General features: G+C 64.9%; 26 protein-coding genes. 18 read left to right on the plus strand and 8 right to left on the minus strand.

Going from position 1 to position 25706, the window contains the following annotated elements; translation table 11 throughout:
• Positions 1 to 25 precede the first annotated feature (25 nt).
• From EUB48_RS13610 to coaBC, 3 genes are all read right to left on the minus strand, one after another.
• Complete coding sequence (locus EUB48_RS13610) at positions 26 to 604, minus strand: glycine zipper 2TM domain-containing protein (protein WP_142819626.1); 579 nt, start codon at positions 602 to 604, stop codon at positions 26 to 28.
• A gap of 173 nt (positions 605 to 777) precedes the next feature.
• Complete coding sequence (gene dut / locus EUB48_RS13615; RefSeq protein WP_142819627.1) at positions 778 to 1224, minus strand: dUTP diphosphatase; 447 nt, start codon at positions 1222 to 1224, stop codon at positions 778 to 780.
• A gap of 15 nt (positions 1225 to 1239) precedes the next feature.
• Positions 1240 to 2460: a bifunctional phosphopantothenoylcysteine decarboxylase/phosphopantothenate--cysteine ligase CoaBC gene (gene coaBC / locus EUB48_RS13620; protein WP_142819628.1), complete on the minus strand. Its 1221-nt coding sequence runs from the start codon at positions 2458 to 2460 to the stop codon at positions 1240 to 1242.
• Positions 2461 to 2529: 69 nt separating this feature from the next.
• Between coaBC and EUB48_RS13625 the strand changes: the two genes are divergently transcribed.
• From EUB48_RS13625 to EUB48_RS13645, 5 genes are all read left to right on the plus strand, one after another.
• The gene (locus EUB48_RS13625; protein WP_142819629.1) at positions 2530 to 4209 is read left to right on the plus strand and encodes a CTP synthase; all 1680 of its coding nucleotides are present in this window, start codon (positions 2530 to 2532) and stop codon (positions 4207 to 4209) included.
• A 2-nt stretch (positions 4210 to 4211) separates the two neighbouring features.
• Positions 4212 to 5069, plus strand: coding sequence for a 3-deoxy-8-phosphooctulonate synthase (kdsA, locus tag EUB48_RS13630; protein ID WP_142819630.1), 858 nt, complete (start codon positions 4212 to 4214; stop codon positions 5067 to 5069).
• 4 nt (positions 5070 to 5073) lie between these two features.
• Positions 5074 to 5364 carry a DUF1330 domain-containing protein gene (locus EUB48_RS13635; protein ID WP_142819631.1) on the plus strand — a complete coding sequence of 97 codons (291 nt, stop codon included), beginning with the start codon at positions 5074 to 5076 and terminating at the stop codon, positions 5362 to 5364.
• A 61-nt stretch (positions 5365 to 5425) separates the two neighbouring features.
• Positions 5426 to 6709 carry a phosphopyruvate hydratase gene (gene eno, locus EUB48_RS13640; protein ID WP_142819632.1) on the plus strand — a complete coding sequence of 428 codons (1284 nt, stop codon included), beginning with the start codon at positions 5426 to 5428 and terminating at the stop codon, positions 6707 to 6709.
• Between the two features lie 12 nt (positions 6710 to 6721).
• The gene (locus tag EUB48_RS13645) at positions 6722 to 6997 is read left to right on the plus strand and encodes a septum formation initiator family protein (RefSeq protein ID WP_142819633.1); all 276 of its coding nucleotides are present in this window, start codon (positions 6722 to 6724) and stop codon (positions 6995 to 6997) included.
• A gap of 30 nt (positions 6998 to 7027) precedes the next feature.
• Here the strand turns inward: EUB48_RS13645 and hslO are convergent, their stop codons facing one another.
• Both hslO and EUB48_RS13655 read right to left on the minus strand, forming a co-directional pair.
• Positions 7028 to 8101, minus strand: a complete 1074-nt coding sequence (gene hslO, locus EUB48_RS13650; protein WP_142819634.1) for an Hsp33 family molecular chaperone HslO — start codon at positions 8099 to 8101, stop codon at positions 7028 to 7030.
• A 13-nt stretch (positions 8102 to 8114) separates the two neighbouring features.
• The gene (locus EUB48_RS13655; protein ID WP_142819635.1) at positions 8115 to 8639 is read right to left on the minus strand and encodes a gamma carbonic anhydrase family protein; all 525 of its coding nucleotides are present in this window, start codon (positions 8637 to 8639) and stop codon (positions 8115 to 8117) included.
• Between the two features lie 39 nt (positions 8640 to 8678).
• On the opposite strand from EUB48_RS13655, the gene EUB48_RS13660 reads away from it, so the two are divergent.
• Genes EUB48_RS13660 through EUB48_RS13670 form a run of 3 tightly spaced genes read left to right on the plus strand, consistent with a single transcriptional unit; the run spans position 8679 to position 10892 of the window.
• Complete coding sequence (locus EUB48_RS13660; protein WP_142819636.1) at positions 8679 to 9515, plus strand: ferritin-like domain-containing protein; 837 nt, start codon at positions 8679 to 8681, stop codon at positions 9513 to 9515.
• A 38-nt stretch (positions 9516 to 9553) separates the two neighbouring features.
• Positions 9554 to 10381, plus strand: a complete 828-nt coding sequence (locus EUB48_RS13665) for a hypothetical protein (RefSeq protein WP_142819637.1) — start codon at positions 9554 to 9556, stop codon at positions 10379 to 10381.
• On the plus strand, positions 10359 to 10892 hold the full coding sequence (locus EUB48_RS13670) for a hypothetical protein (protein ID WP_142819638.1): 534 nt from the start codon (positions 10359 to 10361) through the stop codon (positions 10890 to 10892). Before EUB48_RS13665 ends, EUB48_RS13670 begins: the two co-directional genes overlap by 23 nt.
• A 39-nt stretch (positions 10893 to 10931) precedes the next feature.
• On the opposite strand, the gene EUB48_RS13675 is transcribed toward EUB48_RS13670, so the two are convergent.
• Together EUB48_RS13675 and xerD are read right to left on the minus strand one after the other, a co-directional pair.
• Positions 10932 to 11909 carry a Bug family tripartite tricarboxylate transporter substrate binding protein gene (locus EUB48_RS13675; RefSeq protein ID WP_142819639.1) on the minus strand — a complete coding sequence of 326 codons (978 nt, stop codon included), beginning with the start codon at positions 11907 to 11909 and terminating at the stop codon, positions 10932 to 10934.
• A gap of 42 nt (positions 11910 to 11951) precedes the next feature.
• Positions 11952 to 12857, minus strand: a complete 906-nt coding sequence (gene xerD, locus EUB48_RS13680) for a site-specific tyrosine recombinase XerD (protein WP_142819640.1) — start codon at positions 12855 to 12857, stop codon at positions 11952 to 11954.
• 48 nt (positions 12858 to 12905) lie between these two features.
• On the opposite strand from xerD, the gene EUB48_RS13685 reads away from it, so the two are divergent.
• Complete coding sequence (locus EUB48_RS13685; protein ID WP_142819641.1) at positions 12906 to 13811, plus strand: AEC family transporter; 906 nt, start codon at positions 12906 to 12908, stop codon at positions 13809 to 13811.
• Between the two features lie 75 nt (positions 13812 to 13886).
• On the opposite strand, the gene queG is transcribed toward EUB48_RS13685, so the two are convergent.
• Positions 13887 to 14930 (minus strand): tRNA epoxyqueuosine(34) reductase QueG, encoded by a 1044-nt coding sequence (queG, locus tag EUB48_RS13690; protein ID WP_210411634.1) that lies wholly within the window; start codon positions 14928 to 14930, stop codon positions 13887 to 13889.
• A gap of 51 nt (positions 14931 to 14981) precedes the next feature.
• Between queG and tsaE the strand changes: the two genes are divergently transcribed.
• The 9 genes from tsaE to EUB48_RS13735 all read left to right on the plus strand — a co-directional run bounded on the left by tsaE (position 14982) and on the right by EUB48_RS13735 (position 25652).
• Positions 14982 to 15464 carry a tRNA (adenosine(37)-N6)-threonylcarbamoyltransferase complex ATPase subunit type 1 TsaE gene (tsaE, locus tag EUB48_RS13695; protein WP_142819642.1) on the plus strand — a complete coding sequence of 161 codons (483 nt, stop codon included), beginning with the start codon at positions 14982 to 14984 and terminating at the stop codon, positions 15462 to 15464.
• Positions 15461 to 16903 (plus strand): N-acetylmuramoyl-L-alanine amidase, encoded by a 1443-nt coding sequence (locus tag EUB48_RS13700; RefSeq protein ID WP_142819643.1) that lies wholly within the window; start codon positions 15461 to 15463, stop codon positions 16901 to 16903. The genes tsaE and EUB48_RS13700 overlap by 4 nt, the downstream gene beginning before the upstream one ends.
• Before the next feature lie 253 nt (positions 16904 to 17156).
• The gene (locus tag EUB48_RS13705; protein WP_142819644.1) at positions 17157 to 17645 is read left to right on the plus strand and encodes a MarR family winged helix-turn-helix transcriptional regulator; all 489 of its coding nucleotides are present in this window, start codon (positions 17157 to 17159) and stop codon (positions 17643 to 17645) included.
• A gap of 78 nt (positions 17646 to 17723) precedes the next feature.
• Positions 17724 to 19307 (plus strand): ABC transporter substrate-binding protein, encoded by a 1584-nt coding sequence (locus EUB48_RS13710; RefSeq protein WP_244618200.1) that lies wholly within the window; start codon positions 17724 to 17726, stop codon positions 19305 to 19307.
• Between the two features lie 22 nt (positions 19308 to 19329).
• On the plus strand, positions 19330 to 20271 hold the full coding sequence (locus tag EUB48_RS13715; RefSeq protein ID WP_142819645.1) for an ABC transporter permease: 942 nt from the start codon (positions 19330 to 19332) through the stop codon (positions 20269 to 20271).
• Positions 20272 to 20329: 58 nt separating this feature from the next.
• Complete coding sequence (locus tag EUB48_RS13720) at positions 20330 to 21238, plus strand: ABC transporter permease (protein WP_142821276.1); 909 nt, start codon at positions 20330 to 20332, stop codon at positions 21236 to 21238.
• 4 nt (positions 21239 to 21242) lie between these two features.
• Positions 21243 to 22910: a dipeptide ABC transporter ATP-binding protein gene (locus EUB48_RS13725; RefSeq protein ID WP_244618201.1), complete on the plus strand. Its 1668-nt coding sequence runs from the start codon at positions 21243 to 21245 to the stop codon at positions 22908 to 22910.
• Positions 22907 to 24427 carry a M81 family metallopeptidase gene (locus EUB48_RS13730; protein WP_142819646.1) on the plus strand — a complete coding sequence of 507 codons (1521 nt, stop codon included), beginning with the start codon at positions 22907 to 22909 and terminating at the stop codon, positions 24425 to 24427. The genes EUB48_RS13725 and EUB48_RS13730 overlap by 4 nt, the downstream gene beginning before the upstream one ends.
• A gap of 34 nt (positions 24428 to 24461) precedes the next feature.
• Positions 24462 to 25652 carry a M20 aminoacylase family protein gene (locus EUB48_RS13735; RefSeq protein WP_142821280.1) on the plus strand — a complete coding sequence of 397 codons (1191 nt, stop codon included), beginning with the start codon at positions 24462 to 24464 and terminating at the stop codon, positions 25650 to 25652.
• The last annotated feature ends 54 nt before the right edge of the window (positions 25653 to 25706 follow it).

A 25706-nucleotide genomic window follows, 5' to 3' on the forward strand; every position in this document is an offset into this window, starting at 1 on the left:
GGCGCGTGGTCTGGGCGTCGCCCGTTCAGAGCCGAACGACCTGTCCGTTTTCAATCCGCACATGGTCACCGATGCGCAGGTCGCCGGGCGTCGCCATGTCGTAAGAACGCATTGTTCCATTCTCAGTCTGGATCGACAGGCGGTAGATTTCCTGCTGGTTGGCTGTGCGGCTCTTCTCGATACTATTGCCCACTACAGCACCGCCCACGACGCCGGCCACCGTGGCCACACTGCGTCCCGTGCCGCCGCCAATCTGGTTGCCCAGCACGCCGCCCACCACACCACCGATGACGGCACCGGGACCAATGCCCTGGCCTTGCTGGTTGGTGCGGATAACGTCGATACCCGTCACGCGCCCGTACACAACGTACGCGCCGGGAGCGTTGTTGTTCGGATAATTGGCATTAGGATAATTGGCATTAGGGTAATTGGTGGCCGGGTAATTGGTGGCCGGGTAATTGGACGACGGGTAAGTCGGATAACTCGCCGGGTAACTCGGATACGCAGTCCCCGATGTATTCATGGGTGGCGCGACGCACGCGGCAAGGCTACCCAGCAGCGTGGCGGTGGAAACAATGGCAGCAAGACGTAAAGATGGACGCATAAGACTCTCCGGTGAATGAAATCAAATTCGGCGAGCTGCGGCGAAACCCTGTGTATTGCTGCAAACCCACCTCGTCTGCCTTCATTGAAGCCCCCGAGGCTTGCCTGCGCCATCAGGCAGGGCGCTGCATTCCTGTAGGGAATCAGGAAGCCGGCCTGTAGGATGCACTGCCCTCAGGCCTTGCCGGTGGAGCCGTAGCCGCCCTCGCCGCGCACGCTGGCCGGAAATTCGCTTACCACGTTGAACCGCGCCTGCAACACCGGCACGACCACCAGTTGCGCAATGCGCTCCATCGGCGCGATGGTGAAGGCCACGTCGCTGCGATTCCACGCGCTGACCATGAGTTGCCCCTGGTAGTCGCTGTCGATCAAACCGACCAGGTTGCCGAGCACGATGCCATGCTTGTGGCCCAGGCCCGAGCGCGGCAGGATCAGCGCCGCGAAGTTCGGGTCGCACAGGTGGATCGCGATGCCGGTCGGCACCAGCTGCCAGGCATTGGGTGCGAGCAGGAGCGGCGCGTCGAGGCAGGCGCGCAGGTCCAGGCCGGCACTGCCGGGCGTGGCATAGGCGGGGAGCTGATCCGTCATGCGCGGATCCAGGATTTTGACGTCGATGTTCATGGGTTTTAAGAAAAATCAGGCCGCAGCCCTTGTCCTTCGTGCGACTTCTGCTATTAATTGGCGAGCAAGTGCAAGTTTGGGCGCGCGCGGCATTTCTCGCGTGCCGTGCTCATCCACCAGCAGCAGCGCATTGTCGTCCTGCCCAAACGTAGCCGGGCCGATGTTGCCGACCAGCAGCGGCACGCCCTTGCGCGCGCGCTTGGCCTGGGCATGGGCCAGCAGGTCGTGGCTCTCGGCCGCGAACCCGACGCAGAACAGCGCACCGCTTTGACCGCGCGGCGATCGGGCCACACCGGCCAGGATGTCCGGGTTTTCGACGAAACCCATCTGCGGACACTGGCCGGTGCCATCCTTCTTGATCTTGTGGTCCGCCGCGCTGGCCGGCCGCCAGTCGGCCACGGCGGCGGTCGCTACGAATATCGTAGCTATGGGCGCATGCTGCATAACGGCTTCAAGCATATCTTGCGCAGATTTCACATTCACGCGCGTGACCCCGCGCGGCGTCGGCAGGCTCACCGGCCCGGCCACCAGCGTGACCTGGGCGCCGGCCTCGCGCGCGGCCCGGGCGATGGCAAAGCCCATCTTGCCGCTGGACAGGTTGGTGATGCCGCGCACCGGATCGATCGCCTCGTAGGTCGGCCCGGCCGTGACCAGCACCTGCTGGCCGGCCAGCAGCTTGGGCTGGAAAAACGCGATCACGTCTTCCAGCAGTTCGGCGGGCTCCAGCATGCGGCCATCGCCCGTCTCCCCGCAGGCCTGAAAGCCGTTGCCTACGCCCAGCAGCGTCGCACCATCGGCCTGCAGTTGCGCCAGGTTGCGCTGGGTGGCCGGGTGCGCCCACATTTCGCGGTTCATCGCGGGAGCGATCAGGAGCGGCACCTGCGCGATGGGGCGCGCCAGACACATCAGGCTCAGCAAATCGTCGGCGCGGCCATGCAGCAGCTTGGCCATGAAGTCGGCGCTGCAGGGCGCGATCAAAATCGCGTCCGCCTCGCGCGAGAGGTTAATGTGCGGCATGTTGTTGGGCTCGCGCGCGTCCCACTGCGAGCCGTACACCGGCCGGTTGCTGAGCGCCTGCATCGTCACCGGGGTGATGAACTGCCCGGCCGCCTCGGTCATCACGACCTGCACGATCGCGCCCTCCTTGATCAGCGCGCGGCACAACTCGGCCGCCTTGTAGCAGGCGATGCCGCCGGACAGGCCCAAAACAATATGTTTACCAGCAAGATCGTTCATGGGCCGCAATGTAGCAGACGCCTATAATCTCGCTTTACCACCTCCTCGGGATTGGCTCCCGACCCTGACATGACCAAATTCGTCTTCGTCACCGGCGGTGTGGTGTCCTCCCTGGGCAAGGGAATCGCCTCAGCCTCCTTAGCCGCGATCCTCGAATCGCGGGGCCTGCAGGTCACCCTCATCAAGCTCGATCCCTACCTGAACGTCGATCCGGGCACCATGTCGCCGTTCCAGCACGGCGAAGTGTTCGTGACCGATGACGGCGCCGAAACCGACCTCGACCTGGGCCATTACGAGCGTTTCATCGAGACGCGCATGGGCAAGGTCAACAACTTCACGACCGGCCAGATCTACAAAAGCGTGCTCGAAAAAGAGCGCCGCGGCGACTACCTGGGCAAGACCGTGCAGGTGATTCCACATGTGACCAACGAAATCCAGGAGTTCGTCCTGCGCGGGGCCGCCGGTGTGGATGTGGCCATCGTCGAAATCGGCGGCACGGTGGGCGATATCGAGTCGCTGCCCTTCCTCGAGGCGGTGCGCCAGATGAGCCTCAAGCTCGGCCCCAACAACTCGGCGTTCGTGCATCTGAGCTACGTGCCCTGGATTGCCGCCGCCGGCGAACTCAAGACCAAACCGACCCAGCACACCGCCAAGCAGCTGCGCGAAATCGGCATCCAGGCCGACGCGCTGATCTGCCGCGCCGACCGCCCGATTCCGCAGGAAGAACGCTCCAAGATCTCGCTGTTTTCGAACGTGCCCGAGTGGGGTGTGATCTCGATGTGGGACGTGGACACCATCTACAAGGTGCCGCGCATGCTGCACGAGCAGGGCCTGGACGGCCTGATCTGCGACAAGCTGCGCCTGAACACGCCGCCTGCCAACCTCAAGCGCTGGGACGACCTGGTGCACGAGACCGAACACCCGCAAAGTGAAGTCAACATCGCGATGGTCGGCAAGTACGTGGACCTGTCCGACAGCTACAAGTCGCTTAACGAGGCGCTGCGCCACGCCGGCATGCGCAACCATGCGCGCGTGAAGATCGGCTATATCGACTCGGAAACCATCACGCCCGAGAACATCGACCAACTCGCCAAATTCGACGCGGTGCTGGTGCCGGGCGGCTTTGGCAAACGCGGCATCGAAGGCAAGATTTGCGCGGCCCGTTTCGCGCGCGAAAACAAGGTGCCGTACCTGGGCATCTGTCTGGGTATGCAGGTCGCGACCATCGAATTTGCACGCGACGTAGCGCACCTCAAGGATGCCAACAGCACCGAGTTCGAACCCGACACCCCGAACCCCGTCATCGCCTTGATCACCGAATGGAAAGACAAGGACGGCACGATCAATACGCGCGACGAGAATTCCGACCTCGGCGGCACCATGCGCCTGGGCGCGCAAAGCTCCGACGTCGCGCCGGGCACGCTGGCGCACCAGATCTACGGCGACGTGGTGACCGAACGGCACCGCCACCGCTACGAAGCCAACGTGAACTACCTCGACACGCTGCGCAAGGCGGGGCTGGTGATTTCCGCCCTGACGCAGCGTGAGCACCTGACCGAAATCGTCGAGCTGCCGCAAAGCGTGCACCCGTGGTTCATGGGCGTGCAGTTCCACCCCGAATTCAGGTCCACGCCGTGGGCCGGCCACCCGCTGTTCAATGCCTTCATTGGCGCGGCCCTGGCGCATCGCGACCAGACCGTCGCACCCGAGCATCCCGTCGCTGGCGCCAACCTGAAAGTGGTGGCCTGAGCATGAAACTGTGCGGCTTCGAAGTCGGCCTGGACCGCCGCTTCTTCCTGATCGCCGGCCCCTGCGTGATCGAATCCGAGCAGTTGCAGATGGACACGGCCGGCACACTCAAGGAAATCACCGCGGCGCTGGGCATTCCCTTCATCTTCAAGAGCAGTTTCGACAAGGCGAATCGCTCCAGCGGCAGCACGTTTCGCGGCCCGGGCCTCGACAAGGGCCTGGAAATCCTGGCCAAGGTCAGACGCGAGCTTGGCGTGCCGGTGCTGACCGACGTGCACTCCGAGGAGCAGATTACGCAGGTGGCCGGCGTGGTCGATGTGCTGCAAACGCCCGCCTTCCTGTGCCGCCAGACCGACTTCATCCGCGCCGTGGCGCAGTCGGGCAAGCCCGTGAATATCAAAAAGGGGCAGTTCCTGGCGCCGCACGACATGAAGAACGTCATCGACAAGGCGCGCGCGGCGGCGAAGGAAAAGGGCCTGTCCGAGGACAGCTTCATGGCCTGCGAGCGCGGCGCCAGCTTTGGCTACAACAACCTGGTGTCCGACATGCGCAGCCTGTCCATCATGCGCGAGACCGGCGCGCCCGTGGTGTTCGACGCAACCCATTCGGTGCAGTTGCCCGGCGGTCAGGGCACCAGCTCCGGCGGCCAGCGTGAGATGGTGCCTGTGCTGGCGCGCGCGGCGATCGCCGTCGGCGTGGCAGGCGTCTTCATGGAAACCCACCCGGATCCGGCCAGGGCGCTGTCCGACGGACCCAATGCCGTGCCGCTCAAACACATGAAGGCGCTGCTCGAAACCCTTTTGGCGCTCGATGCCGTGACCAAGAAAAACGGCTTTCTCGAAAACGACTTCTCCGCCTAATAGCATGACCAGTGCCTACATCATCGCCAACGTGACCGTGACCAACCCGGCGCAGTACGAAGACTATAAAAAATTCTCCAGCGCCGCGATGCAGGTGCACGGCGCCGAGGTCTGCGTGCGCGGGGGCAAGGCGCAGGTGCTGGAGGGCGACTGGACGCCCGAGCGCGTCGTGGTCCTGAAATTTCCCAGCCTCGCAGCGGCCCATGCCTTCTACGACTCCCCCGAATACGGCAAGGCCCGTGCGGCACGACAAGGTGCTGCCGTCATGCGAATGATCGTGGTGGAAGGTGTCTGATTTTTAACCGTTCGGGCCGAGCCTGTCGAAGCCCTTTAACCAGCAGAAAAGAGCGTAGTGAATGAGTGCAATTGTTGACATCGTTGGCCGCGAAATCCTGGACAGCCGCGGCAACCCCACCGTGGAATGCGACGTGTTGCTCGAGTCCGGCACCATGGGTCGCGCGGCCGTGCCCTCGGGCGCCTCCACCGGCTCGCGCGAGGCCATCGAGCTGCGCGACGGCGACATGAAACGCTACGGGGGCAAGGGCGTGCTCAAGGCGGTGGAACACATCAACACCGAAATCTCCGAATCCGTGCTCGGGCTCGACGCCTCCGAGCAGGCCTTCCTGGACAAGACCCTGATCGACCTCGACGGCACCGAGAACAAATCGCGCCTGGGCGCCAATGCCATGCTGGCGGTCTCGATGGCGGTGGCGCGTGCCGCGGCCGAAGAGTCCGGCCTGCCGCTGTACCGCTACTTCGGCGGCATGGGCAGCATGCAGCTGCCGGTGCCCATGATGAACGTGATCAACGGCGGCGCGCACGCCAACAACAACCTGGACCTGCAGGAGTTCATGATCATTCCGGTGGGCGCGCCGAGCTTTCGCGAAGCGCTGCGCTATGGCGCCGAGGTGTTCCACGCGCTCAAGAAAATCCTGCACGACAAGGGCATCAGCACCGCTGTCGGCGACGAAGGCGGCTTTGCCCCCAGCGTGGCCAACCACGAAGCGGCGATCCAGTTGATCCTGGACGCCATCGACAAGGCCGGCTTCGTCGCGGGCGAGCAGATTGCCATCGGCCTGGACTGCGCCGCCAGCGAGTTCTATAAAGACGGCAAGTACCATCTCGAAGGCGAAGGTCTCACGCTGTCATCCGAGGAGTGGACCAGCATGCTCGCCGCCTGGGTCGACAAATACCCCATCATCAGCATCGAGGACGGCATGGCCGAGGGCGACTGGGACGGCTGGAAGCACCTGACCGAGCAGCTCGGCAAGAAGGTGCAGATCGTGGGCGACGACCTGTTCGTCACCAACACCAGGATCCTCAAGGAAGGCATCGACAAAGGCATCGCCAACTCGATCCTGATCAAGATCAACCAGATCGGCACTTTGAGCGAGACCTTTGCCGCAATCGAGATGGCCAAGCGCGCGGGCTACACGGCGGTGATCAGCCACCGCTCGGGCGAGACCGAGGACTCGACCATTGCCGACATCGCGGTGGGTACCAACGCGGGCCAGATCAAGACCGGCAGCCTGAGCCGCTCCGACCGCATGGCCAAGTACAACCAGCTGCTGCGCATCGAAGAGGATTTGGGCGATATCGCCAGCTACCCGGGCCGCGCGGCGTTCTACAACCTGCGTTGAGTCAGCGCTTTCGTGGGTTCCCGCATTGTTCCAGTCATCCTGGTCGCGCTGCTCGCGGTGTTTCACGCGCAGTTGTGGTTCGGCCGCGGCAGCATCCCCGAGGTGACGCTGATGCGGCAAAAGCTCGCGGCACAAAAGATTGCGAATGCGCAGGCGCAGGTCGCCAACGAGCGGCTGGCATCCGAGGTGGCCGACCTCAAGCAGGGCCTGGACATGGTGGAAGAAAAGGCGCGCATGGAGCTTGGCATGGTCAAGCCCAACGAGATCTTCGTGCAGGTGACCAAGTAAGGGCGCCCCGCGCCCTTGGCGCTGTTGAACTCAGTGCGTCGCTGAACTGCCGGGCGGCTGGGCGGTCGGCGCAGTAAAGATTTGCGCCGCATCGATCGGATCGAACCGGTACTGCTTGCCGCAGAATTCGCAGCCCACCTCGATTTCGCCGCGCTCGGCAAGGATGCTCGCGGCCTCGTCCTGGCCCAGCCCCCGGATCATGCGGCTCACGCGCTCGCTGCTGCAGTTGCAGGCAAAGCGCGGGCCATCGCTGCCCGTTCTCGGCTCGAAGCGCACCAGTTTTTCCTGCCAGAACAGGCGGCGCAGAACCGTATCCACGTCCAGCGTCAGCAGTTCCTCCTGCGTCAGGCTGGCCGCCAGGGTGGCGATGCGGTTGTAGTCTTCGTTGCGGCCGATCTCGTCTGAATAATTGGAATAATTGGGGTCAGATTCCAATTTCGTAGCAGCGCTTTGCGCTGCGTCCCTGGCCCGTTCACGGGCCGGCGAATTTGGAATCTGACCCCAATTATTCCCCGCCAGATTGCCCTCGCCCTTGACCGGCATGCGCTGGATCAGCAAACCCGCCGCCACGGTGTCGCTGGCCGCCAGCACCAGCGTGGTGTCGAGCTGCTCGCTTTGCAGCATGTAGTGCTCCAGCACCTCGCTGAGCTTTTCCAGCTTCTCGTGCCTGTCGCCAAACAGCGGCACCACGCCCTGGTAGGGTCGCTGGCCGGGGAACTTGCTCAAGGGGTCGAGCGTGATGGCGCAGCGTCCGTGATTCGTGACGTTGACCATCTGGCTCAGCGTGGCATCCGCCGCCACCTCGCCCACCACGGTGGCCGTGGCGCGCAGGCTCAAATCGGGCTGCACCTCGGCCACCGCGAGCTTGAGCGGCCCGTCGCCAAAAATCTGCAGGATCAGCGCGCCGTTGAACTTGATGTTGGACTGCATCAAGACTCCGGCGGCCGTCATTTGGCCCAGCAACTCGCGTACCGGCAATGCATAGGCGCCGGTGGCGTTGTTGGACTCGCGCCGGCGCAGGATCTCGGTCCACGCATCGGTCAGCCGCACGATCATGCCGCGCACCGGCAGCCCGTCGAAAAGGAATTTGTGAAGTTCAGACACGCGTCAATCCTGGTCAGCCGATTTTCTTCAAGCCGGCCCGAAAGCGCCGGGCATTGTCCACATAGTGCTGGGCGCTCATCTTCAGGCCCGCAATCTGTTCGGGCGTCAGTTGGCGCACGGCCTTGGCCGGGCTGCCGATGATCATCGAGCCGTCGGGAAATTCCTTGCCCTCCGTCACCAGCGCGCCCGCGCCGACCAGGCAGTGCTTGCCGATCTTCGCGCCGTTCAGCACCACCGCGCCAATGCCGATCAGGGACTCGTCCCCGATGGTGCAGCCGTGCAGCATGACCTTGTGACCCACCGTGACGTTCTCGCCCACCGTGAGCGGCATGCCGATGTCCGCGTGCAGCACGCTCAAATCCTGGATGTTGGAGCCGCGCCCGATGCGGATGGTTTCGGTATCGCCGCGAATCACCACGCCAAACCACACGCTGGTGTCCTGCGCCAGTTCCACGTTGCCCATCACCTGCGCGCTGTCGGCCACCCAGGCCGAGTCGGCCAGGCGCGGCGCCGTGCCGTCCAGTTCATAAATCGCCATATAAACTCCAATCATGCTGATCAACATGGAATTGTAGGGATGGCGCCGCGCCCCGAACTGCGGCAGGCCGCGCTGGCCGCCCTGTGCCTCACCGATCCACAACAAAAAGTGGCTGCAGCCCAGATCCTGTATGCGCAATCAGCTACTCTTTTGGTAGCAGATCATCTCGGCTCGGAAATGAAGGCTTTGTCTTATGCACCGACATTTCCCGGCCGCCCCGCCCGGCCCGAGTTGATCCACCCCGCCCAGGTGCCGCGGCGCTCACCGGCCAGCGTGGCGGGGCGCGCGGCGCTGGTGCACGCCATCTGCCACATCGAATTCAACGCGATCAACCTCGCACTCGATGCCGTCTGGCGCTTCGACGGCATGCCGCGCGCGTTCTACCTTGACTGGCTGCGCGTGGCCCTGGAGGAGGCGTCTCACTTCTCGCTGCTGCGCGCGCACCTGCAAAGCCTGGAACACAACGGCCAGCACTGGGACTACGGCGACTTCCCCGGGCACGACAACCTGTGGGCCATGTGCGAGAAAACCGCCGACGACGTCACGGCCCGCATGGCGCTGGTGCCGCGCACGCTGGAGGCGCGCGGGCTCGATGCCACGCCGTTGATCCAGGCCAAGCTGCGCCAGGTCGGAGCGCCCGATGCGCTGCGCGCGGTGGACATCCTCGACATCATCCTGCGCGACGAAGTCGGCCACGTGGCCATCGGCAACCACTGGTACCGCTGGCTGTGCGCGCAGGGTGGGCTGGAACCGGTGGCGCACTACCGCCTGCTCACAGAGCGCTACGCCGCACCCCGGCTGCACCCACCCTTCAACGACGCGGCGCGCAAGCGGGCCGGATTCACCGACGAAGAATTGGCCGCACTACTGCTGTAGCGCATCGCGGCGATCAGTGGCACGAAAGGAGTTCCGTCATGAATTTCAAGACACCCCGGTTGAATGAGCTCTTCACCATCAGCCCGACGCCCGAATGGCCCAGCGTCCTGTTTGAGACGGATGCAAGCGGCGCCCACACCTGGTTCTGGACGGTGACCTGGGGCGCGTTCTCCAGATCCGGCCAGAGCGCAACTGCCGCAAATCAGTGGGACGCCAAGACTGCCATCACAAACCTCGGCGGAACGCTGATGGTGCGCGCCCAGGCCGGCACCGACACGGCCGGCATCACCGTGAAGATCCAGGGAACGAACCCGGTGGCTGGCGACGTCATCCAGTACCTGGCCAGCACTCCCAGTGGTGCAGGCTTCGACAAAATCCTGGCGCAGGAGTCGAAATTCAGGCACTTCAATGCAGGCAACGAGCCCGTCAAGTCGTTCGACAACGGCTTCGGCATGTGCCAGCTCACGACGCCGCCGCCCAGTTTCGAACAAGCCTGGAACTGGAAACTGAACGTGGACGGCGGACTGGCGCTGTTCGGCAAGAAACGCAGCGGCGCGATCGCCTACCTGTCCCAAGGCGGCCGCTCCTACACCGACGGGCAACTCAAATACGAGACCGTTTGTCGCTGGAACGGGGGCAGCTATCACGTGTGGGACGCGAATGCGGGGGCCTGGAAGAGAAAATCGAACATCCTGTGCGACTCCAAAACCGGCAACATCGGCTGGGACATGACGGATGTGCAAAACACAGGCAAAACCGAAGCGGCGCTGCACAACCGGGACAGCGGCAAATACTTGAAGGGCCGCGCAGCGGGGGCGCACTGGATGTACAGCGGAGTCTGTTATGCGGATCACGTTCTGGGCTAGCCTGCTGCTGGTCCTGTGTGCATTTCAAACAGCGCAGGCCGATGATGCCGTTCCAGGTCGCAGCAACCCTGCGGCTGTCCGGGCAGCCGCAAAGTCTTGGGCCCCGCTCGAAGTTCAATCGCCTTCCGGAACACACTACAGCGTCTGGGTCGTCCGCGACGCGTCCATTCCGGTCGGGGCCACGCCGGACAACATCGAGGTCGTTGCCGAAATCGGCAAGCGGGGGCTTATCTTCATCGACAGCTACCCCTCGATTTCGGGAGGAATGTCTTACTGTCAAGCCGGCCGCGAACGCTTCCTGCGTATCGCATCCATCGCCCGCAAGCTGGCCGTCGAAACCTTCCATGTGAAGCTCGAGAGCTGCCGCGACGACATCGAACTCGCCTCTGCGGGAATCGAGTGGTTGCCGGAATCGGCCACGCTGCGCATCCACTGGCTTCAGGGGCCGGCCGGATTGGGCACACCCGAAGTCCGCAGCATCCATATCGGCCCCGGCGCAACGCCGGATTGATTCACGACGGCTCGATGCTCACCGACCGAACGAGCCCGCTCACTGCGCCCTGATATGCCCCGCCCTGATCACGCGCCCGATGTTGTCGTATTCGCGCGCGATGGCCTTGGCAAAGTCGTCGGCGCTGCCGCCCGTGGGCACGTTGTCGGTGGCCTGCAGCTTGCTACGCAAATCGGGCAGCGCGAGCGCCTGGTTGATGTCGCGGTTCAGCCGCTCCAGCACTGCGGGCGGCGTGCGCGCCGGCGCAAAAACGCCGAACTGCGAGGACAGGTTGGCGCGCGGATAACCGAGCTCGGCCAATGTGGGAACCTCGGGCAGCGAATCCAGCCGCTTGGGTGCGCCCACGGCCAGCGGGCGCAGTTTGCCGGCCTTGATGTGCTGCATCACCGCCGCGCCGGCATTGATGGACAGGATTTCGAACTGGCCGCTGAGCGCATCGCCCGTCTGCTGGCTGCCGCCCTTGTAGGGAATGTGGGTGATCTGCACCTTGGCCGCCTGCTCGATCTGCGCCAGCATGATGTGCCCGAGCGAGGCCTGCCCCGAAGTGGCCCAGCGCACGGCGCCGGGGTTGTTTTTGGCGGCGGCCAGCAGGTCACGAAAATCGCGGCTGGTGCTCGCGGGCGTGGCCAGCAGCAGCACGGGCGAATACATCACGCTGGCGACGGGCGCAATGTCGAGCACGGGGTCATACGGCAGTTTGCCCACGTGCGGGTTGAGCGAGAGCGGGCTGATGGCAGAAAACCCCAGGGTGTAGCCATCGGGCGCGGCCTTGGCCACCGCGTCCATGCCGATGCTGCCACTGGCCCCGCCGCGGTTGTCGATGATCACCGGCGTGCCCCATTGCGTGGCGAGCTTGTCGCCCAGTGCCCGCGCCACCGCATCGGCGACGCCGCCGGCCGGGTACGCCACCACGATGTGAACGGGGCGGGACGGCCAGCTCTGGGCGAGTGCAGGTAACGGAGCCAGGGCCAGCACCGACAGGGCAGCAAGCGAAGAGCGGCGGGAGATGGGCAGCATGTCAAAACCTCGGGGAGCGAAAGACTGCCATTGTGGGGCAAGTTAGCCGCGTGGATGGTGCTTGGCGTGCAGCAGCTTGAGCCGCTCGCGCGCCACGTGCGTGTAGATGGTGGTGGTGGAAATATCCACATGCCCGAGCAGCATTTGCACCGCGCGCAGGTCGGCGCCGTGGTTCAGCAGATGGGTGGCAAAGGCGTGGCGCAGGGTGTGCGGCGACAGCGGCGCCGTGATGCCGGCGGCGCGCGCATGCTTCTTCACGATCATCCAGAACATGACACGCGTCATGCCCGTGCCGGCCTTGGCGCCGCGGTTCGTCACGAACAGGTCTTCGGTCTGCTTGCCGGCCAGCAGCTCGGGGCGCGCCTCGGTCAGGTAGCGATTGATCCACAGGCGCGCCACCTCGCCAAACGGCACCAGGCGCTCCTTGCTGCCCTTGCCCAGCACGCGCAGCACGCCGTCGCTCATGCTGACGTTGAAGGTCTTGAGCGTGACCAGTTCGCTCACGCGCAGGCCGCTGGCGTACATCAGCTCCAGCATGGTGCGCTCGCGCAGGCCGAGTGCGGTATCGGTATCGGGGGCCGCCAGCAGGGTCTCCACCTGCGCCTCGGTCAGCGTCTTGGGCACGCGCAGCGCCTGCTTGGCGGCCTGCAGCTTCAGCGTCGGGTCGGCTTTGACGATGCGCTCGCGCAGGGCCCAGCGAAAGTAGCGCTTGAACACGGTCAGGCGACGGTTCGCGGTGGTGGCCTTGGTGGCGGCATGCTTGAGCGAAAAATACTGGCTCAGATGGTTCTCGGCCGTGTCGTTCAGGCTAAGCGCTTGAGTGCCCAGCCAGTCGGCAAACAGGCTCAGGTCGCGCCGATAGGCGCTCAAGGTGTTTGGAGACAAACCTTCTTCCAGCCACAGCGCGTCCGCGAAGGCATCGATGCTGGACTGGCTGGCGGGGTGCATGCGATGACGATAACAAAAAAAGCCCACCGTGCGGTTATTCTCGACGCGGTGAATTACCCCCAACTGCTGTTCCCCGATTTTTCGCTGATCCTGTGCGGCTACCTGCTGTGTCGCCACACCGCGCTCAACCGCACGGTCTGGGAGCCGGTGGAAGGCCTGGTGTATTACTTCCTGTTTCCGGTACTGCTGTTCCAGTCGATCATCAAGAGTCCGCTCGATTTCGGCGCGACGTCGAACCTGATGGCGGCCGGCCTGCTGGTGATCGCGATCGGCATCGCGCTGGCCTATGCGCTGCCCTGGCTGCCGTGGATCGGCCGGCACATCGATGCGCGGGACCATGCCGCCAGCTCGCAAATCGCGTTTCGCTACAACTCGTTCATCGGCCTGGCGCTGGCCGGCAAGCTCGCGGGTCCCGAGGGGCTGCTGTTGATGTCCGTGCTGATCGGGGTCTCCGTGCCACTGAACAATATCGGCGCCGTCTGGCCGATGGCGCGCCACGCCAACCTCGGGCTGGCGCGCGAACTGGTGCGCAACCCTTTGATTCTCGGCACCGCCGCAGGGCTCGCCGGCAACCTGCTCGGCTTGCATATTCCGGTCTGGCTGGAGCCCACGGTCACGCGCATCGGCGGCGCTTCGGTACCGCTGGGGCTGATGGCGGCCGGCGCCGGCATGCAGCTGGGTCATCTGTCGCGCGCCAAAACACTGACAGTCGCCATGCTCTCGATCCGCCACCTGCTCCTGCCGCTGGTGGCGTTCGGCCTGTCGCGCCTATTGCGGCTGGAGCCGCTGCAGACCACGGTGTTGCTGATGTTCTCTGCCCTGCCCACCGCATCGAGCTGCTACGTGCTGGCGGCGCGCATGGGCTACAACGCCGCGTACGTGGCCGGGCTGGTCACGCTCTCGACCGTGCTGGGCATGCTCAGCCTGCCGTTTGCGCTCGGGCTGCTGCGTTAGGCGGCATCGCGTAGGTTGCTATTGATTCTATAGCTACATGCCTATACCGCACAAGGGCTATCGGTAAATTCTTCACTATTGTTCGAGCGCCCACGCGATGTGCTCGCGCACCAGTTCACTCGCGTCGTCAAAGCGCCGGTGCAGAGCCTCGACCAGCATGGCATCGTGCCCGCGACGCAGCGCGTTGCCCATGGCCACCGCCACATTGCGCAGCCAGCGCTCGTGGCCAATGCGCCGGATCGGGCTGCCCTCGGTGTAGCGCAGGAACTCTTCCTCGCTCCACGCGAACAGCGTCACGAGTTGCGCGCCGCTCAGGCCGGCGCGCTCGTCGAAGTCGGGCAAGGCGCTGCGCTGCGCAAACTTGTTCCAGGGGCAGGCCAGCTGGCAATCGTCGCAGCCGTAGATGCGGTTGCCGATGAGCGGGCGCAACTCCAGTGGAATCGGCCCTGCGTGCTCGATCGTGAGGTACGAGATGCAGCGCCGCGCGTCGAGCCGGTACGGCGCGACGATGGCCTGGGTCGGGCACACGTCGATGCAGGCGCTGCAGCTGCCGCAGTGATCTAGCACGGGCTCGCTCGGCGGCAGGGCCACGTCCACATAGATCTCGCCCAGGAAAAACATCGAACCCGCATCGCGGTTCAGCACCAGCGTGTGCTTGCCGCGCCAGCCCTGGCCGCTGCGCGAGGCGAGCTCGGCCTCGAGCACCGGCGCCGAGTCGGTGAACACGCGGTGGCCAAACGGCCCCAGATGCCCGGCCACGCGGTCACTGAGCTTTTGCAGGCGCGCGCGCAGCACCTTGTGATAGTCGCGGCCGCGTGCATAGACGGAGACGATGCCCTCCCCGGGCCGCTTCAAGCGCTCGAATTCAACCGCCTGCCAGTCGTGCGGCGTGCCCGAGGGCAGATAATCCATGCGGGCCGTGATCACGCTGACGGTGCCGGGCACCAGTTCGGCCGGGCGCGCGCGCCTGAGACCATGCGCCGCCATATAAGTCATGTCGCCATGGAACCCTTGGGCCAGCCAGGCCATCAAACCCGCTTCCGCCGATGACAAATCCACCCCGGCCACGCCGATTTGGGAGAATCCCAGCTCGCGGGCCCACACCTGAACCTGGGACACCAATTGGAGACCGTTGATCTGAGAGTCGCTAATGCGAGGGAATGTCACCCCATGATTGTAGAAAGCACGCCCGACCCTGTCGTGGTGCAGGCCATCGTCTGGCAGACCGAGGCCGACACGCGCGCGTTTGCGCGCCGGCTGGCCGCACACCCGGCGCTGCGCAATGCGTTCATCGAGCTGCACGGCGAGCTCGGCGCCGGCAAGACCACCTTCGTGCGGCACCTGCTGCACGCGCTGGGCGTGCATGGGCGCATCAAGAGCCCGACCTATGCGGTGGTCGAGCCGCACGAGGTCGCGGACTTGCACATCTGGCACTTTGATTTCTACCGCTTCGACGACCCGCGCGAGTGGGAAGACGCGGGCTTTCGCGACATCTTTGCCAGCCCCGGATTGAAGCTCGCCGAATGGCCCGAAAAAGCAACACAGTACATCCCGCGCGCCGACCTCGCTATTAAAATTGAAGCCATGTTGGATGAGTCACGTCAAGTGAGCCTGAGCGCCCAAACGCCGCTGGGGCGGGAACTGCTGGCATGACGCGCGAACACAGCGCAGCACCTGCAGAGGCAGGCGTCGGGGCCGAGCCCTTCAGTCGCCGCAGCCTGCTCAAATCCGGCACGCTGGTGCTGCTGTTGGGGACGCAGCAAATTGCGCGCGGCGCCACCATCGTGGCGGTGCGGGTCTGGCCCGCGCCCGAGTACACACGCGTCACCATCGAATCCGACGGGCCGCTGCAGGCCAGGCAGATTTTTGTGCCGAACCCGCCGCGGCTCGCAGTGGACATCGACGGCATCGACCTCAACCCCGAACTGCGCCAGCTGGTGGGCAAGGTCACCTCGAACGACCCCTTCATCAGCGGCGTGCGCGTCGGGCAATACGCGCCGGGCGTGGTGCGGCTGGTGCTGGACCTCAAACAGGCCACGCTGCCGCAGGTGTTCACGCTGGCGCCGGTGGCCGCCTACCAGTACCGGCTGGTGTTCGACCTGTATCCCACGCGCACGGCCGACCCGCTCGAAGCCCTGATTGCCGAGCGGCTCAAGGACCAGCAGCAAAGCGCGGGCGCCGCGCAAGCCGCCAGTGCAGCCACCGACCCGCTGGGCGAGCTGATGGCCAACCAGATGCACAAACCCGCCGCCGCACCGCGCGTTGCGGACGCTACAACTTCAATAGCAAAATCACCAGACTCCGCAAGGACAACGGCTCAAAAAGACGCAAACAATGGGGCCGCCGCACCGGTCTTGAGCGGCAGAACCGACCGGCTCATCATCGTCGCGATCGACCCCGGCCATGGCGGCGAAGACCCCGGTGCGACCGGGCCCGCCGGCACGCACGAGAAAGACGTGGTGTTGAAAATTGCGCACCTGGTGCGCGACCGCATCAACGCCACCAGCATCAACGGCAACCCGATGCGCGCCTTCCTGACGCGCGACGCCGACTTCTTCGTGCCGCTGCAGGTGCGCGTACAAAAGGCCCGGCGCGTGCAGGCCGATCTGTTCGTCAGCATCCACGCCGACGCGTTTTTGACGCCGCAGGCGCGCGGCGCCAGCGTGTTCGCGCTGAGCCAGGGCGGCGCCTCGAGCACGGCCGCGAAGTGGATGGCCGACAAGGAAAACAAGGCCGACCTGATTGGCGGCCTGAACGTGCGCGCCAAGGACGTGCAGGTGCAGCGCGCCCTGTTCGACATGAGCACCACCGCGCAGATCAACGACAGCCTCAAATTAGGCAGCGCGCTGCTCGGCGAGATCGGTGACGTGGGCAAGCTGCACAAGGGCCGCGTGGAGCAGGCCAGCTTTGCCGTGCTGAAGGCGCCCGACATTCCCAGCGTGCTGGTCGAGACCGCCTTCATCAGCAATCCCGAGGAAGAAGCCAAACTCAACAGCGACGCCTACCAGGAGAAGATGGCCGACGCCATCATGCGCGGCATCCAGCGCTATTTTGCGAAAAATCCGCCGCTGGCGCGCAACCGCGCGCTGTGAGCGGCACCCTGCCTGGGCAAATGCCACTTTCCGTTGTAGTTCCTCGCGAGCCTGCACGCGGCGATTCGTACCGCTATGTTCCTGTCGGGTGATCTTGAAGACCCCTTCAGCGCCGACCACTTGAAGTCGCTCCTGAGAAATTAGCGCGGAACATCGAGACCTTGTTTCACAAGGGTTTCCCCGAGTGACGTCTCAGACGTCGTGCCATTAACATCCATTTAGTTGCAAATATCAACTATTGAAATATATATTCATGAGCCGCTCCAGACCAGGGCGAAAAGCGTTGCGCATCAAGCTCGATTACGTGACCTTGATGCTTGATATCGTCAATGATCGTGTCAAGGTCGTCGCATCTCAGGTCTACGAGCGCGAGTGTGGCGTGACCTTGCGCGAGTTGCGGCTGATGCGTTTTATCGGGGCCGAACCTGGCCTGACGCTGACGCGCTTGATCGAGCTCACGTCATTGGAGAAAACGCTGGCATCCAAAGCAATCACGACATTGGTTCGGCGTGACCTGGTCGTGCGCTCGGTCGGAGAAGAAGATGCACGCCAGATCCGCCTCGAATTGACCGACCCCGGTGAGGCCGTGGTGATGCGCGCCGACCCTATTGGGCGCTTCATGGAGGAGACGTTTCGTGGCTCCCTGACGGAGGAGGAGCAAGCCGTATTCAGGCGCTGCCTGCAAAAGCTGACAGCGTCCGGCGATGAACTGGTGGCCAATATCGAACGTCATCTGAAGTAACCGGCCAAGCGTTTGGCCGTCTGATCCGAATTCCCCGTCCAAATTTCTCTTCCACTGTTCACTATAGAGGTAATCACTATGATGACTCGTTCTTCTTTTATGCGTTTCGTTGGCGCGGCGCTCCTGCCGCTACCTGCCGTGCCGGCATCGGCGCAGGAAGGCGCCAAGGTCCTGCGCATGGTGCCGCAGACCGACCTGAAGATCCTCGACCCGATCTGGACCACCGCGTTCGTGACGCGCGACCACGGCTACATGATTTACGACACCTTGTTCGGCATTGACGCCGAAGGCAAAGTGCAGCCGCAGATGGTCGACAAGTACAGTGCATCGCCCAATGCGAAGACTTGGACCTTCACGCTGCGCAAGGGGCTGGCGTTCCACGACGGCAAGCCGGTAACCTCGGCCGATGTGATCGCCTCGCTGACCCGATGGGGCAAGCGTGACAGCTTGGGGCAGAAGATGTTCGCGGCGCTCGACACGATCGAAGTGAGCGGCGACAACGGCTGGCGCATGGTGTTCAAGGAGCCGTTCGGCATGGTGCTGGAGGCGCTGGCGAAGCCCTCGGGCAGCCCGGCCTTCATCATGCCCAAGCGCGTCGCCGATACGCCGGCCGACAAGCAGATCGACGACTATACCGGCTCGGGCCCGTACATCTTCAAGAAGGACGAGTTCCGCTCCGGCGACAAGGTGGTCTATCTGAAGAACACCCACTACGTGCCGCGCAGCGAAGCACCGTCGGGCCTGGCCGGCGGCAAGCGGGTCTATGTCGATCGGGTCGAATGGATCATCCTGAAAGACGCGCAGACTCAGGTCAATGCGATCAAGACCGGCGAGGTCGACTTGCTGTCGTGGATGCCGTCGGACCACTACGCGGCGCTGCGCATCGACCCGAAACTCGAGGTCGTCGAGGCGACGACGGCGGGCTCGTACTTCCTGCATCTGAACCACCACATCCCACCGTTCGACAACCCGAAAATCGCCCGGGCCGCGATTATGGCGATCAACCAGGAAGCGCTGCTGCGCGCGCAAATGGTGTACCGCGACCTGTACAAGCCCTGCACTTCGATCTACCCGTGCGGCTCGCTGCTGGCGTCGGACAAAACCTCGTACTTCACTGGCAAGCCGCAGTTCGAGGAAGCGAAGAAGCTGCTGAAGGAGGCCGGCTACGACGGCAAGCCGGTAGTACTGATGCAGCCGTCCGACTTCAACCTGCTCAACAAGCTGCCGCCGGTGATGGCGCAGCTGCTCAAGCAGGCCGGCTTCAACGTCGACATGCAGTCGATGGACTGGCCGACCCTGCTGATGCGCCGCGCCAGGAAGGACCCGGCCGACCAGGGCGGCTGGAACCTGTTCATTACCGGCTGGGGCGCCAGCGACAACATGAACCCGATGTACTTCGCGCCGCTAACCGGCAATGGTGAGAAAGGTTGGTTCGGCTGGGCCACCGACCCGAAGCTCGAACAGCTTAAGAGCGAGTTCGTCGCCACCACCGACCCGGCCGTGCGCAAGCGCCTGGCCGAGGCGATCCAGATCGACGCCTACGACAATGGCTTGTTTGCCCCGCTGGGTGAGCAAAAGCCGCTGTCGGTGCTGCGCCGCGGTGTCGTCAGCGGCATCGTCAAGGCGCCGGTCAACGTGTTCTGGAACATCAAGAAGAACTGAACCCTGGCCTCACGAACCCACCATGTTGTCCTTCCTGTTACGACGCATCGTCGCCACCATCCCGGTGCTGGTGATCGTCGCGCTGATCGTTTTCCTGATGACGCGGCTGGCGCCGGGCGATCCGGCAGCGGTTATCGTCGGCGACACCGGCACCTCGGCCGACATTGCCCGCGTGCGGACCCAGCTCGGCCTCGACCAGCCGCTGCCGGTGCAGTTCGCCAAGTGGTCGGCGCAGGTCCTGCGGGGCGATCTCGGCGAGTCGCTGTTCATGAAGCAAACCGTCGCCTCGCTGATCGGCCAGCGCATCGAGCCGACCCTGTCGCTGGCGGGCCTGACCCTGGTGCTGACGGTGCTGGTCGCCGTGCCACTCGGTGTGCTCGCCGCCTGGCGCCACGGCGGCTGGCTTGACCGTGCGCTGATGGGCTTCTCGGTACTCGGCTTTTCGATTCCGACCTTCGTAATCGGCTATCTGCTGATCTGGCTGGTCGCGCTGAAGGGCGGGTTGCTGCCGGTGCAGGGCTATGTCCGGCTCGATCAGGGGCTGTGGTCGTGGTTGCGCAACCTGATCTTGCCCGGGTTGACCCTGTCGATCGTTTACGTTGCGTTGATCGCGCGCGTCACCCGCGCCGCGGTGGCCGAGGCGTTGACCGAGGACTACATCCGCACCGCGCGTTCGAAAGGCATCAGCGAGCGCCACGTGCTGGTGCGCCATGCGCTGATCAACGCCGCGGTGCCCATCGTCACGGTGATCGGCATCGGCGTCGCGCTGCTGATCGGCGGCGTCGTCGTCACCGAGACCGTGTTCGCGATCCCCGGCCTCGGCCAGTTGACGGTGGATGCGGTGCTGTCGCGCGACTACCCCCTGATCCAGGGCATCACGCTGTTCTTCTCGGTCATCTATGTCCTGATCAACCTGCTGGTGGACCTGAGCTACCTGCTGCTCGATCCGCGCATCCGCTACTGAATTCGAGAAACCGACCATGGCCGAAGTACGTCACCCCCTGCCCGAGCCTGCTGATGTGATGGCCGATACGCTGCCTGTGGCGCAGCAGCGCGTCTCGATGACGCGTCGCGTGCTGCGTAACGGTGCCGTGCGCTTCGGTACGATCATCTTGCTGCTGCTGATCCTGGCGGCGATCGGCGCACCCTGGCTCGGCACCATCGACCCGACCCTGATCGACCCGGGCGCCGCCAACCTGCTGCCCGGCACGCACGCCGAATTCATGACGCTGGGTGGCGACACGTTCCAGCACTGGTTCGCGATGGGCAGCGACAGCCTTGGGCGCGATATCTGGAGCCGCGTAATTTATGGTGCGCGCGTCTCGCTCAGCGTCGGCGTCGCGGTGGCGCTCCTGGCGATGGCGGTCGGCATGACGGTCGGGCTGATTGCGGGGTACTTTCGCCGCCTCGACGGCCTGATCATGCGGGTGATGGACGGGCTGATGGCGATCCCCGGCATCCTGTTCGCGATCACTTTGATGGCGCTCTGGCGCGCCAGCCTGACGACCATCATCGTCGCGATCGCGGTACCCGAAGTGCCCAGGGTCGCGCGGCTGGTGCGCTCGGTGGTGCTGACGATTCGCGAGGAGCCGTATGTGGAGGCGGCGGTCGCGCTCGACACGCCGACCTGGAAGGTGCTCACGCGCCACATCCTGCCGAACGCGATCGCTCCGCTGATCATTCAGGGCACCTATGTGTGCGCCTCGGCGATCCTGGTCGAGGCCATTCTGTCGTTCCTCGGCGTCGGCATGCCGCCGGACATTCCGAGCTGGGGCAACATCATGGCCGAGGCCCGCTCGCAGTTCACGCAGTACCCGCACAGCGTGCTGTTCCCGGGGATTTTTCTGGCCCTGACGGTGCTGGCGGTCAATATTCTCGGCGACGGGCTGCGCGACACGCTCGACCCGAAGTTCAACAAGCGCGGGGGCTGATGACATGATCAACAACTCCCCGCCCGCCATGGCAGCCGCCGGTGCCGCGCCGGTGCTGCAGGTGCGCGATCTCAGCGTCACGCTGCCGGCCGGCGCCGATCGGCCGCATGCCGTGCAGCGTGTCAGCTTCGACGTGCACGCGGGGCAGACACTGTGCCTGCTCGGTGAATCCGGCTCCGGCAAATCGGTCATCGCGAATACTGTGATGGGGCTGCTGTCGCAAGGGATCAAGCCGGTGGCCGGCTGCATCGAACTGCAGGGCGAAGACCTGCTGCAGCTCGCGCCGCAGCGGCTGCGTCAGCTGCGCGGCGCTTCGATGGCCATGGTATTCCAGGAGCCGATGACCGCGCTCAACCCGGTGCTGCGCTGTGGCGACCAGGTCGACGAGATGCTGCGCGAACACACCTCGCTGGGCGCGGCCGAGCGCCAGCGCCGCGTTCTCGACATCTTTGCGCATGTGCATCTGCCGGAGCCGCAGCGCATCTACGCGTCGTACCCGCACCAGTTGTCGGGCGGCCAGCGCCAGCGCATCGTAATCGCGATGGCGCTGATTCTCAAGCCGGCGCTGCTGATCTGTGACGAACCGACCACGGCGCTGGACGTCACCACGCAAGCCGAGATCCTCAAGCTCATTGCCGAGCTGCAGCGCGAGAACGGCACCGCGGTGCTGTTCATCACCCACGACTTCGGTGTCGTCGCCGAAATCGCCGACCGCGTGGTGGTGATGCAACTGGGCCGGATGGTGGAGCAAGGCGAAAAATTGGCGGTATTGCAAAGCCCGCGCGAGGCGTACACCAAGATGCTGCTCGCCGCGGTACCCGAACTGGGCCGGCGCCGGCGCCCGCCGCGTATGGCCGGCGACGCCCTGCTCGACGCACGCGCCATCAGCAAGACCTATGTCAGCGGCTCCTGGCCCGCCAAGCGCCGCACCGTGCATGCCGCGCAGGACGTGTCGCTGGCGGTGCATCCGGGAGAGACGGTAGGCATCGTCGGCGAGTCGGGCTCGGGCAAGTCGACGGTGGCGCGCTGCATCGCGCGGCTGATCGAGCCGACCAGTGGCGACATTTTTGCCGACGGACGCTCGGTGGCGAAAGCCAGCGGCCGCGCGCTGTCGCCGTTTCGCCGCCGCGTGCAGGTGGTGTTCCAGGACCCGTACCGCTCCCTCAACCCGCGCCAGACCGCCGGCGCCTCGATCATCGAAGGCCCGCTGAACTTCGGCGTGCCGCGAGCGCAAGCGTGGGCGCGTGCCGAGGAGCTGATGCGTCTGGTGCGTCTGCAGCCCGAGGCGCTGCACCGCTACCCGAGCGAGTTCTCGGGCGGCCAGCGCCAGCGCATCTCGATTGCGCGCGCACTGGCCTGCGACCCGCAGGTGCTGATCGCCGACGAGGCCGTCTCGGCGCTCGACGTGTCGGTGCAGGCGCAGATCCTGGATCTTCTCAACGAAATACAGCAGCGCCTGGCCATCGGTATTGTGTTCATCACCCATGATCTGCGCGTGGCCAGCCAGATCTGCGACCGCGTGATCGTGATGCAGCGCGGCAAGATTGTCGAACAGGGCGACGTCGGCGATGTCTTCTTCTCCCCCCGGCATGCTTACACCCAGGCACTGCTGGCGGCAGCCCCGGGCCGCGGCTTCAGCTTCGGCACACCGGAACAACAGGTGACGGCATGAGCGGCAGCCAACCCCTTCGCATTCTGATCGCGGGGTTTCAGCACGAGACCAATACCTTCGCTCCGACCAAGGCCGACTGGGCGGCCTTCAACCGCGGCGAGACGTTCCCGGCCTATGTGCACGGGCCGGTCATGGTCAAACGCTTTGCGGAAGCCAACATTCCGGTCGGCGGCTTTATCAGCGAGGCGCGGACACACGGCTGGACGCTGCTGCCCTCGTGCTGGGCCGGCGCGACGCCATCGGCCCACGTGACGCAGGATGCGTTCGAGCGCCTCGCCGGCGAGATCCTGCGCGATCTGCGCGCGGCTCTCGCGCATGGCGGGTTGGACGCGGTCTACCTCGACCTGCACGGCGCCGCCGTGGCCGAGCATCTCGATGACGCCGAGGGTGAGTTGCTGGCGCGCATCCGCACTGAGGCCGGGCCCGACGTGCCCATCGTCGCCAGTCTCGACATGCACGCCAACGTCACGCAGCAGATGCTGGAGACGGCCGACGCACTGGCCTGCTACCGCACCTACCCGCATGTCGATATGGCCGACACCGGGCGCTTGGCCGCGCGCCTGCTGGCGCGGCGCCTGCAGTGCGGCCGACGCGAGTCGCTGCACGCGATGCGCCTGTCGTTCCTGCTGCCGCTCAATGTGCAGACCACCATGGCCGAGCCCGCCGCATCGATCTACGCCGAGCTGCGCGCGCTGGAGGCCGAGCATGACGTAGTGCTGAGTTTCGCCACCGGCTTTCCGGCTGCCGACATCGCCGAATGTGGCCCGGTGGTCTGGGCCCATGGCGAGGCGGCTGAGGCGGCGGTGCGCAAGCTGTATGCGCGTATCGATGCGCCGCGCTCGCAGTGGCGGCTGGACCTGCTCGCGCCGCGGGCCGCCGTGGCGCGCGGCCTGGAGATCGCGGCCGGCGCACGCCGGCCGGTTGTGATCGCCGACACCCAGGACAACCCCGGTGCCGGCGGCGACAGCAACACCACTGGCATGCTGCACGCGCTGTTGGCCGAGGGCGCCGGGCGGCGCTTTCCGCAACAGGTGGCCCTGGGCCTGATGTGGGACCCCGAGGCCGCCGCCGCCGCGCATGCCGCAGGTGTGGGCAACGAAATCACGCTGGCCCTGGGCGCCGCTGTGCCGACCTTCACCGGCGTCGCCAGCGACTCGCCGCTGCAGGGCCGCTTTACCGTGCGCGCCCTGAGCGACGGCCACATTGCGCTCAAGGGACCCATGACCATGGATCCGACCGTCGAACTCGGCCCCAGTGCCTGCCTCGAGATCGACGGCGTGCTGGTGGCCGTGGCCAGCGCCAAGAGCCAGATGCTGGACCGCGAGCTGTTTCGCCAACTCGGCATCGAACCCGAGCGCATGAAACTGCTGGTCAACAAGAGCTCGGTGCATTTCCGCGCCGACTTCGCGCCGATCGCCGAGGCCATTCTGGTGGCCAAGGCGGCCGGGCCGATGGCGGCCGACCCGACCGATCTGCCCTGGCGCAAGCTGCCTCTCACCATGTCACGGCACCCTTGACGTGCCGCTGCATCCGCAACCTACCCCTTCCGTTATGTCCCAGACTGCAAATCAATCCCTGAGCTACCTGCACCAGCATGCCGACGAACTGACCTCGATCCGGCACCGCATCCACCAGCACCCCGAGCTTGCCTTTGAAGAGTTCGCGACCAGCGACCTCGTTGCTGAGAAGCTGACGCAATGGGGTTACCAGGTTGAACGAGGACTCGGCGGTACCGGCGTGGTCGGCCAGCTGAGGCGGGGTCATGGCCGCAAGCGCCTGGGCCTGCGCGCGGACATGGACGCACTGCCGATCGAAGAAAAGAGCGGCGTGGCGTACGCGAGTTGTCGACCGGGCATCATGCACGCCTGCGGGCATGACGGCCACACCGCGATGCTGCTCGGCGCGGCGCAATATCTGACCCAGCACGGCGAGTTCTCTGGCACGCTGAACCTGATCTTCCAGCCGGCCGAGGAAGGTGGCGGGGGCGCGGTGCGAATGATGGACGAGGGGCTGTTCGACAAATATCCCTGCGACGCCGTGTTCGCAATGCACAACGGCCCCGGCGTACCCCAGGGCCATCTGGTGTTCCGGGATGGCCCAATGATGGCCTCATCCGACTATGTCACCATCACACTTCATGGCGTGGGCGGCCACGGCGCGGAGCCGCACCGCACGGCTGATCCAATCGTTGCCGCGTCCAGCATCGTGATGGCTTTGCAAACCATCGTCTCGCGCAATGCCCATCCGATGGACATGGCCATCGTCACCGTCGGCGCGCTGCACGGCGGCAAGGCCAACAACGTAATTCCCGATACCGCCATTCTTGAACTTAGTGTTCGCGCGCTCACATGTGAAATGCGCGAACTGCTGGAGCGGCGCATCAAAGCCCTGGTGACTGCCCAGGCAGACAGCTTTGGCGTTCGCGCGGAGATCGACTACCGGCGCGGTTATGCGGTGCTGGTCAACACGCTTGCCGAAACTGACTTTGCCCGGCAAGTCGCACTGGAGCTGGTGGGACCGGAGAAGACCGTGCTGCATGGTCCCGCAATCACGGCCAGCGAAGACTTCTCCTTCATGCTGGAAAAAGTGCCTGGCTGTTACCTCATTATCGGCAACGGTGACGGCGCGGGTGGTTGCGCCGTCCACAATCCGGGCTACGACTTCAACGACAACAATCTGGTGGTGGGTGCCGCATACTGGGCGCGACTGACGGAACGGTTCCTGGCCACAGCTCCCACCTGACAAGGCAAGCCCGCGCGCGTTTCGGCGAAAGCCGGGCGCGGTAGCGATAGCGAT

This window comes from Rhodoferax sediminis, assembly GCF_006970865.1.
Classification (GTDB): domain Bacteria; phylum Pseudomonadota; class Gammaproteobacteria; order Burkholderiales; family Burkholderiaceae_C; genus Rhodoferax_A; species Rhodoferax_A sediminis.